Below are 14559 nucleotides of genomic sequence, written 5' to 3' on the forward strand. Positions count from 1 at the left end.
GAGGAAATGGCAAAAGCAATGAGCGGACAAAAACCTGTGAAACCGTCGCCGGATGGTCTGGCTGCATCAGTCAAAGCGGCCAAAACCAAGGGTTTACCGCCCGTTCACCTTTGGAATCCCCCGTTTTGCGGCGATCTGGACATCCATATCGCAAAAGATGGCACCTGGAGTTATTTAGGCTCGCCTATCAACCGTTTCGAGTTGGTGAAGCTATTTTCCTCAATTCTTAAGAAAGAAGATGGGAAATACTACCTCGTCACACCGGTCGAGAAGGTGGGAATCACTGTTGAAGACGCCCCATTTGTCGCCGTGGATTTTGATCGTGAGGGCGAAGGCGAGCAGCAAAACCTGACCTTTACAACTCATGTAGGCGATCATGCTGTTGCAGGTTCAGATCATCCGATCCGGATCGTTATTGACCCGGTGACAAGCGAACCTTCACCCTACATCATGATCCGTTCCGATCTTGAAGCACGCATAGATCGCAAAAGTTTCTACCGCCTGGTCGAGATTGGCACCCACCATGACGGCTGGTTTGGCGTTTGGTCAGGCCAGGAATTCTTTGGGCTGATCCCGTCAACCGACCTTGGCTGATCCTCGGGACTGTCGAGGCGCACGATCCTGCGCTAAAACAACGGCCACAGCAACAACACCCGCGCCCAGCGCGCGGGTCCAGTTCCAGTCATCCCCCAGCATCAGCATGATCAGCATCACGTAGAACGGTGCGATGTTGATGTGGAACGACGCCAATGCAACGCCCAGTTTACCAACCGAAGCGATGAACAGAACCTGGCTGAGCCCCATGGCAATCAGTGCATAGATCACAAGCATCCCAACTTGCTGCGCATCAACTGACGCACGCGGCATCACGTCCATACCCATTTGCGCAGAAACAAAACACAGAGCACTGGCCATCAGCAATCCGCCGGTAAACGTGATCGTTGTGCGGCCGATCTGGCTGAGCTCGGGAAAGTCCCGTGCCGTCGCCATGCTGGCCCAGCAATACAGACCGGTTGAAGCGATTGCGCAGACCGCGCCCAGCCCCAGTTGTGCCGGTGAACCGGCGCTTGTTGCTATCAATCCACCTACAATCGACACCAAGACACCAAGGGCAAAGTTCCACTTTAAACGGCGCGTGCCAGCGGCAAGTTCCAGCAATGTTGCCGCCAGCGGAGCGCAGGACGCAATGATTGCAACGGTAACGGGATCTGTCAGTTTCTGTGCAAGGATCAACAGGAACATACCGATCCCGAAACCGAACCCGCCGATGATCATTGCCCGACCCCATTTGGCCCTCAGTACGCGGCTGGGCCCGTCCAGAATGAACCAAAGCGGCAACATCACAGCCACGGCCATTGCCAGACGCGCAGCCAGCAGTGCGACAGGTGGCCAGCTTTGCAACAGGACCTCAGCGGCAGGGAAACCCGCAGCCCACGTCATCATCGAAGCCACTGCCAGACCATTCCCGGACAGGACCGAGTTACGGCCAGCAGGCAAAGAAACTGCCGCCCCGCGCACGGGTTCAGGGCTCATGGCCATGAGTTTAGACCTTTTTGTTGGTTCAGCGTGAAAAATGATTCGCTGCTACAGCCCGACTGTCCCTGATCCTTTGTCCATGATCTGGCCGATTTTCGACAACTTGTCGTTTTCAGTCCCTTCCGCGGAAACCACTCGACGGTTAGGGTCGAGCTGTCACAACCAAAGACCTCTCATGCCCAGATTTGCTGCCAACCTGTCGTTGCTCTTTACCGAATTGCCTTATCTCGACCGGTTTCAGGCCGCCGCCGATGCGGGATTCACTGCTGTTGAAATCCTGTTCCCCTATGACATAGCCGCTAAAGAAACCCGCCGCGCCTTGCTGGCCAACGGGTTGGAACTGATACTGATCAACGCCCCACCCCCTAATTACACGGGCGGCCAACCCGGTTTCGCCGCGGTCCCGGGGGGCGAGGCCCGGTTTCAGTCGGATATCCGCCGCGTTCTGCGTTATGCGGACATGCTGCGCCCCGGATTCATTCACATCATGTCAGGGTACGCCTCGGGGTCGGACGCTCTGTCGTGTTTTGTTCAAAATCTGCAATGGGCAGCTGATGCTGCGCCTCAACAGCAGTTCACGATTGAACCGCTCAACTCGGTGTCGCAGCCTGAATACTTCCTGAACGACTACGATCTGGCAGCTGAGGTTCTGGATCGTGTGAATCGCCCGAATGTCGGCCTGCAATATGACAGCTTTCATGCTCACATGATCCACGGCGACGCGCAGGCCGTTTGGGATCGATTTCATCGCAGGGTGGTCCATGCCCAAATCGGCGCTGCCCCGGATCGGTCTGAACCAGGTCGGGGACCTACGGATTTCCAAAGCTTGTTTTCGGCTATGGATGCCGCGGGATATACGGGTTGGGTGAGTGCCGAATACACACCTTCGACATCGAAAACCTCCGACAGCGTTGATTGGATGCAGCCCTAGCACTGGCATTTCACAGGCAAATGCTGCAGATCAAAGGCAATACGACCTTCAGGATACCCGCCATGATTCCAGCCCGCTATGCCCGCGCCGTATTCAGCCTGATCATGTCCGGCCTCATGTCCTGCATCGTCACAGGGATCGCAACAGTGAAAGCCATTGGTTTCGGCCCCAGCACATTCGGAGATTGGTTGGCATCCTGGGCTTTTTGCTGGCCGATAGCCTTCACCGTAATTCTTCTGTTTGGCCCAACCGTGCAACGCATGGTGAACCGCATGGTCAGGCCACAAGACTGACCCGCGACGAAGATGGCCCGCCGGGCCGGATGCGGCGCGTCGCTAATGCGCCTCGGCCCAATTTGCGCCTTGCCCGGCATCCACACTCAGCTTGACGTCCAGCTTGATTGCCGGATCCGAGGCACCCTCCATCACGTCGCGTGCCACGCGGATCACCTGATCCACTGAATCTTCCGCCACTTCGAACAGCAATTCGTCATGCACCTGCAACAGCATTTTGGCCGGCAGTCCGTTGATCGCCTCCGGCATCCGCACCATGGCCCGTCGGATCACGTCTGCCGCCGTACCCTGAATGGGCGCGTTGATCGCCGCCCGCTTTGAGAACCCGGCGTGAGGTCCCTTGGCGTTAATCTCGGGCGTGTGAATCTTGCGCCCGAACAGGGTCTGGACATAGCCATGTTCTTTGGCAAAGGCGACGGTGTCATCCATATAGGCTCTAATGCCCGGGAAACGCTCAAAGTATCGGTCGATGAAGCCCTGCGCTTCGGCCCGCGGAATGCGTAGGTTCCGCGCCAGACCAAAACCCGAGATGCCGTATATCACACCAAAGTTGATCGCCTTGGCCTGACGGCGAATGTCGGGCGTCATCTCATCCAGCGGCACGTCGAACATCTCGGATGCCGTCATGGCGTGAATGTCCAGCCCGTCCGAGAATGCCTGTTTCAATGCCGGAATATCCGCAATATGCGCCAGAATCCGCAATTCGATCTGACTGTAGTCGAGGCTGACCATGACATTACCCGGCTCGGCGATAAACGCCTCACGAATGCGTCGCCCTTCCTCGGTCCGCACCGGGATGTTCTGAAGGTTCGGATCGGTCGAGGCCAAACGTCCGGTATTCGCCCCGGTGATGGAATAAGACGTGTGCACCCGCCCGGTATCCGGGTTGATATGGGTCTGCAGCGCGTCCGTGTAGGTCGATTTCAGCTTGGACAGCTGCCGCCAATCCAGCACCCGGCGCGGTAGTTCGTGTTCAGTCGCAAGATCTTCCAGAATGTCCGCCCCGGTCGAATATTTCCCGGTCTTCCCCTTCTTTCCGCCCTCAAGACCCATCTTGTCGAACAGAATCTCACCCAACTGCGCAGGTGATCCAACGTTGAAAGTCTCACCCGCCAGCTCGTGAATTTCAGCCTCTAACCCGGCCATTTTCTGCGCGAATGCGTTGGACATGCGGCTGAGCACATCGCGGTCCACCTTGATGCCATGCATCTCCATCTCGGCCAAGACAGGCACCAAGGGGCGTTCCAGCGTCTCATAGACGGTCGTCACTTGGACCTGATGCAGTTGAGGCTTGAACAGCTGCCAAAGACGCAAGGTGATATCCGCATCTTCGGCGGCATAGGCCGTGGCCTCATCAATTGGAACCTTGTCGAAGGTGATTGCGGATTTGCCCGAACCCAGCAGCGGCTTGATCGGGATTGGCGTGTGGCTCAGGTAGCGCTCGGACAGAGTGTCCATCCCATGCCCATGCTCGCCGCCATGCATCGCATAAGACATCAACATCGTGTCATCGATCGGCGCAACTTTGATCCCATGGCGCGCAAAGATCTTGGCATCGTATTTCATATTCTGCCCGATCTTGAGGATCGACGGATCCTCAAGCATCGGTTTCAGCTGGGTTAGAGCCTGATCCAGTGGCATCTGCCCCTCGGCCAATGCATCCGAGCCGAACAAATCGTCCGCCGCACCGTCCCGATGGGTCAGCGGGATATAGCAAGCCTCGCCAGCCTCAACACATAGCGAGACGCCGACCAGATCGGCGATCATCTCATTTAGGCCAGTGGTTTCGGTATCGACAGCGACCCAACCGCGTTCATAAGCCTGATCGATCCACTTTTGCAGGGCCTTGGCGTCGCGCACACACTCGTATTTCGACGCATCAAACGGAATAAGCGTTGCCTCGGCTTCTTCCGCCGCAGGGGCAGGCGCGTCAACAATCACCGGAGCTTCGGCCCCCAGCTTATCTGCGATCCGCTTGGTGAGAGTGCGAAACTCCATCTCGGCCAGGAACCCCAGAAGGGTTTCGGCATCGGGGTCCTTTACTTCAAGATCGTCGAGGGTGAAGTCCAGCGGCGTGTTTTCGTCCAATTGCACCAGCTTTTTGGACAGCTCGATCTGGTCTCGTTTTTCCATCAGCGTCTGGCGGCGCTTTGGCTGTTTGATCTCTTCCGCGCGATCCAACAAGGTTTCCAGATCGCCATATTCATTGATCAGCAGGGCCGCCGTTTTCACGCCAATTCCAGGGGCACCCGGCACGTTGTCCACTGAATCCCCCGCCAAAGCCTGCACGTCGACCACCCGTTCCGGCCCAACACCGAATTTCTCGATAACCCCATCCCGGTCGATGCGCTTGTTTTTCATCGCATCCAGCATCTCAACGCCATCTCCGACCAATTGCATCAGGTCCTTGTCGGAACTTACGATAGTCACACGGCCCCCGGCCTCACGCGCCTGAGCGGCCAGCGTGGCGATGATGTCGTCAGCCTCGTACCCCTCAAGCTCTTTGCAGGCGATGTTGAAAGCCTTTGTCGCCTCACGCGTCAGGGGCATCTGTGGGCGCAGGTCCTCAGGCATCGCCTCGCGGTTGGCCTTATACAGATCGTAGAGATCGTTCCGGAAGGTGTGCGAACCTTTGTCGAAGATCACCGCGACATGGGTTGGAGCATCCGGTCCGGCGTTTCCCTCGACATATTTCTGCAGCATGTTGCAGAATCCAGACACGGCCCCGATCGGCAAACCATCGGATTTCCGTGTCAAGGGAGGCAGCGCATGATAAGCCCTGAAAATAAAGGCCGATCCGTCGATCAGATGCAGATGACACCCTTTTCCGAAATTGCTCATACGCACTCTCCCTGTCGGTCAGGGATGGTTCTGCCACAGGGGCAGGCGAGTGACCAGTCAGGAACGTGCGTTACCCACCAAAGAGACCGCTGAAAACGTCCGAGAAACTGTTCAGCAGCGCCATGATAACCAGAACGCCGAGGAAGGCGAAGAAAGCGAAGGCGAAGAACTGGAACAGGATTGCGCCGATGCCGACTGCGACACCCGCAATAGCAGGACGCATCCGTTCATGACGCAAAATGCCAATCACCGAGACAACAATTGCCAGCCCGCCCAGCATAGCCACGCCAATTTGCAAGTAATCATCAAGGTCGCGGGTTTGGGCCACGGGTGCAGGCTGCTCCAGCCCGGCTGCGGCGCGCAGGGTGGATTTGCCAAGCTCTGCCGCCAGTTCACCCAATGAAACGCCGGTGGACTGTTGCGGCGCGAAAGGACCGGCCCAGAACACAAACAACGCGGCGAACAAAGCCATTGCCGCAAGGAAAAACCCGATCCAACCAAAAACCGGGTTGGCCGTGTCAGTGGCAGTCATGTCGGTCATCACACTCACCTATGATGGTTGCACCAACGCACTACCATGAAAATCGCGGCGAGATTTGGGCGAAACCCGGTTAGGGGGGCAATCAGCCCTGCTCTGTGCCCTTCAGAACATATTTGCAGTCGCAATAGGGGCACTCGACCCAGCCGGTATCTTCGGGGATTTGCAGCCACACGCGCGGATGCCCCAACGCACCTTCGCCGCCGTCACAGGCAACACGGGTGGTTTCGACGATCTTGGTTTCCGGCGCTTCGATGGTCACGGCTGGCGATCCTTCTTCGGTTGTCGGCCTCGCGGGCATGTACTAGGTGCGTTTATGAGCGATGAGCAAACCGGGGGCAAGAGCCACATGAGCGATGCGGCAATCAGGATCGAAGGGCTGCGCAAAACCTATCGCGGCGGCAAGGGCCAGCCCGAGAAACAAGCATTGAAAGGCATTGATCTGACCGTTCCGCGCGGGTCGGTTTTTGGGCTGTTGGGGCCGAACGGGGCAGGGAAATCGACCCTAATCAACATTCTGGCGGGGCTGGTTGTGAAGTCCTCGGGTCATGTATCAATTTGGGGATTCGATCAGGATCAGAACCCGCGCCAGTCGCGTGCCGCCATTGGCGTCATGCCGCAAGAGCTGAACCTGGACCCGTTCTTTTCCCCACGTGGAGCGTTGGAGGTTCAGGCCGGGCTTTATGGCGTGCCCAAGGCGCAGCGCCGCAGCGATGAGATTCTGGAGCTGGTGGGTCTCAGCGACAAGGCCGAGGCGTATGCCCGCACGCTGTCGGGCGGGATGCGGCGGCGGCTTTTGCTGGCAAAGGCGCTGGTGCACCACCCTAAGATACTGGTGCTGGATGAACCCACGGCAGGTGTGGATATCGAACTGCGTCAAATGCTCTGGACCAATGTGCGCAAACTGAATGAACAGGGCATGACCATCATCCTGACCACGCACTACCTGGAAGAGGCGCAAGAGATGTGTGACGAGATCGCCATCATCAACCATGGCGAAAAGATCGCACAGGACAGCACCGCCAACCTGCTTGGCCGGATGGACAGTCGGACTATGGTGATCGTCCCAGACAACCCTGTGGTGAATCTGCCTGCAACGGAAGGGGTCGAAGCCGCGCTGCGCGACGATGGTAGCCTTGTGCTGCAATATCAGAGCAATCAAACCAGCGCTGAGCACGTGCTGGAAGCCGTCCATGCCGTGGGTATCCGCATTCGCGACGTGCGTACCGAGGAAGCCGATCTTGAGGATGTGTTCCTTGCACTGACATCGTCGCGCGCCGAGGAACCTGCAGACGATCAGGACCAGCCGCGCCGGGGAATGCACCGCGTTAAGCTTTAGGCGCGGTCGATCCGCGCCTGATAGCAGTTGTTTCTGGCCGAGCGGACATGGATATAAGCGATATCCGGTCTAGCAAAGATGCCCTTCACCGCTGCGCCGATCTGCTCCATGGGCGTGATCGCCCCGGTGCCATAGACGATCCTGTCATCCGCACCATAGCCCTTGATCAAATAGTCAGGAGAGGTGGTCAGAATCTCGGGCATCTCTTCCCCCTCATGCCGCTCGCACGGTTTAGCACACAGAAAGATCGGGCCGGTTTCCGCATACGGATGCGTCTCTAAAAAGGGGCGATGGGCCAATATCAGCATCTCTTCGCCTTCGGGAATGTTCTGCAGGCAGTGGCGGCATGGATTGCCTGCACCAGTCGAAACGGCGTGTTCGGGCGTTGCGCCATAAGCATCCGGACCACCGGCCTGAAGGGCGCGTACCTCGTTGGTGGGTAATGCAGTAATTTTGAACATATCGGGCCTCCTTTTTTGCCGACCCTGCCGATCTGATCGATCTCAAGCGACCCGTTTCCTGCGCAAAGGACTCGAAAAAGAACAAAACGTGAATATAATAGTGACTCGCCATGTATGCCGAGCTGTCGATCACATCGAACTTCACCTTCCTCACCGGGGCCTCGCACCCCGAGGAGTATATGGAGCGTGCCGTCACCCTGGGCCTGCCCGCTATTGCGATTGCCGATGACAACTCGGTCGCCGGGATTGTCCGCGCCCACACCCAGGCGCGCGAGATTGCCCGCAAGGTCCGCGAACGGCTGGAGTGGGAAGCGCAGAGCACCTCCATCGGCCCACCCTGCCCTGACCACATCCCCAAACCGCCCTCGTATCCGATTCACGCAGTGCCGCGCCTGATCCCAGCCGCGCGGCTGATCTTTACCGACGCACCTACCGTCACCGCCTTGCCGCTGAACCGACAGGGTTGGGGCAACCTATGCCGTATCCTGTCCACTGGCCGCCTGCGTGCCGAGAAAGGCGACTGCATCCTGCACCTGTCCGACCTTTTGGAGTTTTCCGACGGCCTCCACCTGCTGCTCTGGCCACAAGCGGACCGATCCCAAGGCGGCGCGAGCGCATGGAGGACACACGCGCAACAACTGACGCGCCGCTTTGCCGGGCGGATAAACCTGCTGATGCACCCTCGATACGATGGCGCAGACGCCTCATATTTCTCTTTGTTAGAGACTGAATCAAAGCAACTGGGCATCCCCACACTCGCCAGTGCCACACCGATGATGCATCACGGGGCCCGTCGTAAGCTGGCCGACGTTCTGACCGCCATCCGCCTGCGCCGCAAGGTGGATGATCTGGGCCGCGAGGCATTGGCCAATGGCGAACAGCGCCTGCGCTCCGAGACCGAGATGTTGCGCATCTTCAAAGGTCACGAGGGCGCTGTTGCCCGCACCCATGAACTCAGCACGCAACTCACATTCTCGCTCGACGAGCTGCGCTATGAATATCCCAGCGAGGGCAGCGAACAGGAAACTCCGACCCAACGCCTGCACCGTTTGGCACATGAGGGGTTGAAATGGCGCTATCCGGCAGGCGCGTCAGAGAAAGCTCAGAAGATGTTGGCCCATGAGCTCGCCCTGATCGGCAAACTGAAATATGAACCCTATTTCCTTACCGTCCGCGACATCGTCCATTTCGCCCGATCACGGGGCATCCTGTGCCAGGGGCGCGGCTCGGCGGCCAATTCGGTGGTCTGTTTCTGCCTCGGCATCACCGAAGTCAGCCCCGAGATGGGTACGATGGTGTTCGAACGCTTTGTCTCTGAGGCGCGCGATGAACCGCCCGACATTGACGTGGATTTTGAACACGAACGCCGCGAAGAGGTGATCCAGCACATCTATGATCGTTATGGCCGCGAACGCGCGGGGCTGTGCGCCACGGTCGTGCATTACCGCGGCAAGCGCGCCATCCGCGAGGTGGGCCGCGTCATGGGGCTGACCGAAGACACGATCTCGGCGCTGTCCTCGCAGCTTTGGGGTTTCTTCTCGACCGCCGGGCTCGAAGCACACAGGATGCGCGAGATCGGCCTCGACCCCGAGGACCGTCGCCTGAAACAGACTCTAATGCTGGTGTATGAAATTGACGGCTTCCCCCGTCATCTATCCCAGCACGTCGGCGGCTTTATCATAACCGAGGGGCGTTTGGACGAACTTGTTCCCATCGAGAACGCCACGATGGAAGACCGCACGGTCATCTGCTGGGACAAGGATGACATCGACTCGCTTGGCATCCTCAAGGTCGATGTTCTCAGCCTTGGGATGCTCACCTGCATCCGCAAGGCATTCGATCTGATCGGTCAACACCACCAGACCAGCTATACACTAGCAACCCTGCCGCCCGAAGATCCGGTGATTTATGACATGCTGTGCAAAGCCGACAGTATCGGCGTGTTTCAGGTGGAATCACGTGCGCAGATGAACTTCCTGCCCCGGATGCGGCCACGCAATTTCTATGACCTGGTGATCGAGGTCGCCATCATCCGCCCCGGCCCCATTCAGGGCGACATGGTTCACCCCTATATCCGCCGCCGGAACGGAGAGGAGGAGGTCAGCTTCCCCTCGGACGAACTGGGCGAGGTGCTGGGCAAAACGCTGGGCGTACCGCTGTTTCAGGAACAGGCGATGCAGATCGCCATTGTGGGTGCGGGTTTCACCCCGGAACAGGCCGATCGGCTGCGACGGTCGCTTGCAACCTTCAAAAAGCATGGCAATGTCAGCGAATTTCGCGCGCTATTCCTGCGCGGAATGAAGCGCAACGGGTATGATGACGAGTTTGCCGAGCGCTGCTTTTCACAGATCGAAGGGTTTGGGTCCTATGGCTTCCCTGAAAGCCATGCGGCCAGCTTTGCCTTGCTGGTCTATGCCTCGGCCTGGATAAAATGCCACCATCCCGGGATTTTCGCCTGCGCGCTGCTGAACTCACAGCCCATGGGGTTCTATGCGCCCGCCCAGATCGTACGCGATGCGCGCGAACATGGGGTGCAGGTGCGCCCGGTCTGCATCAATGCCAGCTTCTGGGACAATGTGATGGAGCCTGACGGCCATGGTGGGCTGGCCCTGCGGTTGGGGTTCCGTCAGATCAAAGGCCTCAGCGAGGAAGACGCCAGCTGGCTGACCGCTGCGCGCGGCAACGGCTACCATCAGGTCGACGATGTGTGGCGTCGCGCGGGTCTGGGGCCGTCAGTGATCGAACGCCTGGCCGAGGCCGATGCCTTTGCCGCCTGCGACCTGACCCGGCGCGAGGCCTTGTGGCAGGCCAAGGCGATTGCAACCGCCAAGCCCTTGCCTCTGTTCTCGCAAGATCTGGAAGGTGAGGCGCTGGACGAACCCGAAGCCTATCTGCCGCAAATGACATTGGGTGAGCAGGTGGTCGAAGATTACGTCGCCACCCGTCTTAGCCTGCGGGCGCATCCGGTGGCCTTGCTACGGCATATCCTGACGCCCGAGCCGCGCGACAAAACCACGCCTGTTGCATGACAGCTGAAGGGGATATTGCCCCGGGACAGAGTCGAATTTGGTGACCTCATGTCCAGACCCACCCTGCCGCCGCGCTTTCCGGCGACACCCCACCAGATCAATGCGCAGGTTCGCGCCTTCTATGCCCGCGTACGAGAAGACGCTGTGCTGGGTCCGGTGTTCAACACACATGTCCATGATTGGCCCGCGCATGAGGAAAAGATCGCCGCGTTCTGGCGCAACGCCATCTTGTTTGAACGCAGCTACGACGGCAATCCACAGCGGGTCCATATAGAACGGCCCGATGTGAAACCCGAGATGTTTGCCCACTGGCTGGACCTGTTCGAAGAGGTTGCAACCCAGACCTTGCCGCCCGAAACCGCAGTCCCTTGGGTCGCGCTGGCCCGACGTATCGGCGTGGGGATGAAGGCTGGCGTGCAATCGGCCCGTCAACCCAAAGACGCGCCACCGATCCTGCGTTGATCCCTCTGCATGGCGGCTTTGTCATGTTAGCGGTAAAATAGGGACTATGCGGACCGCAAAAATGGGGTTACTCAGGGGCAAGACAGCCCCTTTGCGCTGCGACGGCACAGTGCCACCACACCGACATCGCCCGAGGCCATATCGATGAGCACTCAAAACACCACCCTCAGGGGCCTTGGTTTCGCGTTTGCGGGATTCGCGGTCTTTGCCAGCCACGACGCGCTGATCAAGGTGCTGGGCGGGACGTATTCGGTGATGCAGATCATTTTCTTCGCCACGCTGTTTTCCTTTGTACCGATGGCGGTGACGATCCTGACCGACCGGACCACGGGCAACTTCCTGCCGCACCATCCCTGGCTGGTGCTGCTGCGCTCGGCCCTGATGGTCACATCCATGGTCTGCGCCTTCTATTCGTTTTCGGTGCTGCCACTGGCCGAGGTCTATTCGCTGCTGTTTGCTTTCCCCCTGTTCGTTACGGTTCTGTCGATCCCCATATTGGGGGAGGTCGTCCGCGCCCAACGCTGGGCCGCCGTCGTCGTTGGTCTTATCGGCGTTCTGATCGTCCTGCGCCCCGGCACGACGGACATCACCCTCGGTCACCTTACCGCCTTGGCAGCTGCGTTTTGCAGCGCGTTTGGCTCTGTTCTGGTGCGAAAGATCGGGAATGAGGAACGCTCAGCCGTACTGATCCTCTACCCGATGCTGCTGGCCATTCTGGTCATGAGCCTTGCGCAGCCGGCTGTGTATCAGCCTCCATCCCTGCTGCATCTGGCAATGATGGCGCTGGTCGGCGTGTTTTCGGTCATCGCGCAGCATTTGATCATCCTCGCCTACCGTGCCGCGCCTGCAGGGGTCGTGGCCCCCAGCCAATACAGTCAGATCATTTGGGCCACACTGTTTGGCATGATCTTCTTTGGTGAACGCCCGGACGGCTGGGTCGCGGTCGGGGCCAGTGTCATCATTGCATCGGGTGTGTTCGTGGTGTGGCGCGAGAGCCGGGCCAATACTTCGTCGGTCAACACGCCAGTATTGCGAGTGCGGTCTCCGCGGTCGGATACGGGAGCAACGAGGCCGGGGGGCTGAAGCAAGGCTTCAACTGTCCTTACACCTGATCTTGAGACCCCCGTTGATATCACCTTCTTCAAAGCGGCCAATGGCGCGGACCAAATCGCCTAGCCTTTTGTGGCCGTAAGTGCGAGAGTCGAAATCCGGATACATCTTACCAAGTTGGCTACCCACAAAGGAAAGACTGGCCCACCCGTCCGCCTCGTTTGTGTTCAACACAACATTCCGGATCAATTGATACGCATGGTTCAATCCATGTTTCGATTTTGCGTCTTTGTTTTCTTTTGAAGTATTTGCTCCGCACTCCGGCTTGTGGATGTTTTCAATGTAGATAAACCTGTTGCAAGCATTCACGAACGCTTTGGGAGCCTTTCGTTCTTCACCAATGCCGAATACCTTCAACCCCTGCTCGCGGATGCGGCTGGCCAAGCGGGTAAAGTCACTATCGGATGATACCAACACAAACCCACTGAACCGACTGCTGTGCAAGATATCCATAGCATCAATGACCAAGGCAATATCGCTGGAGTTCTTTTTGGACGCATTGGCAAATTGCTGTTGGGGAACAATTGCGTATTCCGCCAATGATCCAGAGCTCCATCCCTGCGGCGACCCGTTCGAAAAATCTCCGTAGATCCGCCTTAGGCTTGCCTCGCCCAAAGTGGCGATTTCTTCAAAAATCTCCGGCGCGTGTTTTGCCGGTACATTCTCTGCATCAATAAGGACCGCCAAGCGATCCATGCCTGCTGTTGTCACTGTAATTCCTCAAAACAAAACTAATTCGCATTGCGGAATGTAGTAACAAAAAAGGGCGAGCAAAAGCCCGCCCTTTAAGATTATTTGAGTTTTATCAGTACACTACAACCGACCGGATACTCTCACCCTTGTGCATCAGGTCGAAGCCGTGGTTGATGTCGTCCAGACCCATGGTGTGGGTGATCATCGGGTCAATCTCGATTTTGCCTTCCATGTACCAGTCGACGATCTTGGGCACGTCGGTCCGACCACGTGCGCCGCCGAAGGCTGTGCCGCGCCATGACCGGCCGGTGACCAGCTGGAACGGACGGGTCGAGATCTCGGCCCCAGCAGGCGCCACGCCGATGATGATCGATTCACCCCAGCCTTTGTGCGCCGATTCCAGTGCGTCGCGCATCACGCCGACGTTGCCGGTGGCGTCAAAGGTATAATCCGCGCCGCCCTTGGTCAGGTTGACCAGATAGGGAACCAGGTCGCCTTCGACCTCTTTGGGGTTCACAAAATCGGTCATGCCGAATTTCGTGGCCATCTCGACCTTCGATGGGTTCAGGTCAACGCCAACGATCTGATCCGCCCCGGCCAGACGCAGACCCTGAATCACGTTCAGGCCAATGCCACCCAAGCCGAACACGATGGCCCGGCTGCCGATTTCGACCTTGGCGGTGTTGATCACAGCGCCGATGCCGGTGGTGACGCCGCAGCCGATATAGCAGATCTTGTCGAAAGGCGCGTCTTCACGCACTTTGGCCAGCGCGATCTCGGGCAGAACCGTGTGGTTCGAGAAGGTCGAGCAGCCCATGTAATGCAGGATCGGATCACCATCCAAAGTCGAGAATCGCGAGGTCCCGTCGGGCATCAAGCCTTTGCCTTGGGTTTCCCGGATCGCCTGGCACAGGTTGGTTTTGGGATGCAGACAGTATTCACACTCGCGACATTCAGGAGTGTAAAGAGGGATCACGTGGTCACCCGGCTTCAGACTGGTGACGCCGGGGCCGACCTCAACCACGATGCCTGCGCCTTCATGGCCCAGAATGGCCGGAAACAGGCCCTCGGGGTCGGCACCCGACAGGGTGAATTCGTCTGTATGACAAATGCCGGTGGCCTTGATTTCCACCAGTACCTCGCCCGCCTTGGGGCCTTCGAGGTTCACATCCATCACTTCCAAAGGTTTGCCCGCCTGAACGGCGACGGCGGCACGGGTGCGCATATCACTGTCTCCCTGTCTTCTTTGACCCGACCCTGCGTCAATTGCAGGGTGTTTTCAACTGTGCTTTCATGACAGACTTGCTAATTGTTTGATATTGCAGA

The 14559-nt window shown here is 58.2% G+C and carries 14 protein-coding genes; 7 read left to right on the forward strand and 7 right to left on the reverse strand.

The features are described from left to right. Window positions 1-18: 18 nt before the first annotated feature. Window positions 19-594 (forward strand): DUF1285 domain-containing protein, encoded by a 576-nt coding sequence (locus tag GS632_RS01555; RefSeq protein WP_245222881.1) that lies wholly within the window; start codon window positions 19-21, stop codon window positions 592-594. Here the strand turns inward: GS632_RS01555 and GS632_RS01560 are convergent. Next, window positions 577-1539 carry an EamA family transporter gene (locus GS632_RS01560; protein ID WP_171721639.1) on the reverse strand — a complete coding sequence of 321 codons (963 nt, stop codon included), beginning with the start codon at window positions 1537-1539 and terminating at the stop codon, window positions 577-579. The two genes, GS632_RS01555 and GS632_RS01560, sit on opposite strands and share 18 nt — an antisense overlap. A 172-nt stretch (window positions 1540-1711) precedes the next feature. On the opposite strand from GS632_RS01560, the gene GS632_RS01565 reads away from it, so the two are divergent. Beyond that, window positions 1712-2467, forward strand: a complete 756-nt coding sequence (locus GS632_RS01565) for a hydroxypyruvate isomerase family protein (RefSeq protein ID WP_171721638.1) — start codon at window positions 1712-1714, stop codon at window positions 2465-2467. Window positions 2468-2529: 62 nt separating this feature from the next. Then, the gene (locus GS632_RS01570) at window positions 2530-2760 is read left to right on the forward strand and encodes a DUF2798 domain-containing protein (RefSeq protein ID WP_171178849.1); all 231 of its coding nucleotides are present in this window, start codon (window positions 2530-2532) and stop codon (window positions 2758-2760) included. A gap of 42 nt (window positions 2761-2802) precedes the next feature. Here the strand turns inward: GS632_RS01570 and polA are convergent, their stop codons facing one another. The 3 genes from polA to GS632_RS01585 all read right to left on the reverse strand — a co-directional run bounded on the left by polA (window position 2803) and on the right by GS632_RS01585 (window position 6401). Then, window positions 2803-5601, reverse strand: coding sequence for a DNA polymerase I (polA, locus tag GS632_RS01575; protein ID WP_216601688.1), 2799 nt, complete (start codon window positions 5599-5601; stop codon window positions 2803-2805). Between the two features lie 70 nt (window positions 5602-5671). After that, window positions 5672-6142 (reverse strand): hypothetical protein, encoded by a 471-nt coding sequence (locus tag GS632_RS01580; protein ID WP_171178392.1) that lies wholly within the window; start codon window positions 6140-6142, stop codon window positions 5672-5674. A gap of 82 nt (window positions 6143-6224) precedes the next feature. Further along, a complete protein-coding gene (locus tag GS632_RS01585; protein ID WP_170533977.1) occupies window positions 6225-6401 on the reverse strand; it encodes a zinc-finger domain-containing protein in 177 nt (58 codons plus the stop codon). An 87-nt stretch (window positions 6402-6488) separates the two neighbouring features. On the opposite strand from GS632_RS01585, the gene GS632_RS01590 reads away from it, so the two are divergent. Then, window positions 6489-7478, forward strand: coding sequence for an ABC transporter ATP-binding protein (locus GS632_RS01590; protein ID WP_171721714.1), 990 nt, complete (start codon window positions 6489-6491; stop codon window positions 7476-7478). On the opposite strand, the gene GS632_RS01595 is transcribed toward GS632_RS01590, so the two are convergent. Next, window positions 7475-7939, reverse strand: coding sequence for a DUF1203 domain-containing protein (locus GS632_RS01595; protein WP_171234736.1), 465 nt, complete (start codon window positions 7937-7939; stop codon window positions 7475-7477). The genes GS632_RS01590 and GS632_RS01595 overlap by 4 nt on opposite strands. 110 nt (window positions 7940-8049) lie before the next feature. On the opposite strand from GS632_RS01595, the gene GS632_RS01600 reads away from it, so the two are divergent. The 3 genes from GS632_RS01600 to GS632_RS01610 all read left to right on the forward strand — a co-directional run bounded on the left by GS632_RS01600 (window position 8050) and on the right by GS632_RS01610 (window position 12513). Then, entirely contained in the window at window positions 8050-10968 is a 2919-nt protein-coding gene (locus GS632_RS01600; RefSeq protein ID WP_171721636.1) for an error-prone DNA polymerase, read from the forward strand. Window positions 10969-11016: 48 nt separating this feature from the next. After that, window positions 11017-11430: a group III truncated hemoglobin gene (locus tag GS632_RS01605; protein WP_171721635.1), complete on the forward strand. Its 414-nt coding sequence runs from the start codon at window positions 11017-11019 to the stop codon at window positions 11428-11430. A 144-nt stretch (window positions 11431-11574) separates the two neighbouring features. Next, window positions 11575-12513: a DMT family transporter gene (locus tag GS632_RS01610; RefSeq protein ID WP_171721634.1), complete on the forward strand. Its 939-nt coding sequence runs from the start codon at window positions 11575-11577 to the stop codon at window positions 12511-12513. 9 nt (window positions 12514-12522) lie between these two features. Here the strand turns inward: GS632_RS01610 and GS632_RS01615 are convergent, their stop codons facing one another. Together GS632_RS01615 and GS632_RS01620 are read right to left on the reverse strand one after the other, a co-directional pair. Continuing rightward, window positions 12523-13236 carry an NYN domain-containing protein gene (locus tag GS632_RS01615; protein ID WP_171620475.1) on the reverse strand — a complete coding sequence of 238 codons (714 nt, stop codon included), beginning with the start codon at window positions 13234-13236 and terminating at the stop codon, window positions 12523-12525. Between the two features lie 109 nt (window positions 13237-13345). Next, window positions 13346-14458: an S-(hydroxymethyl)glutathione dehydrogenase/class III alcohol dehydrogenase gene (locus GS632_RS01620; RefSeq protein ID WP_171093067.1), complete on the reverse strand. Its 1113-nt coding sequence runs from the start codon at window positions 14456-14458 to the stop codon at window positions 13346-13348. Window positions 14459-14559: the final 101 nt, after the last annotated feature.

Origin of the sequence: Ruegeria sp. HKCCD7296, assembly GCF_013110775.1 — a bacterium.
Classification (GTDB): domain Bacteria; phylum Pseudomonadota; class Alphaproteobacteria; order Rhodobacterales; family Rhodobacteraceae; genus Ruegeria.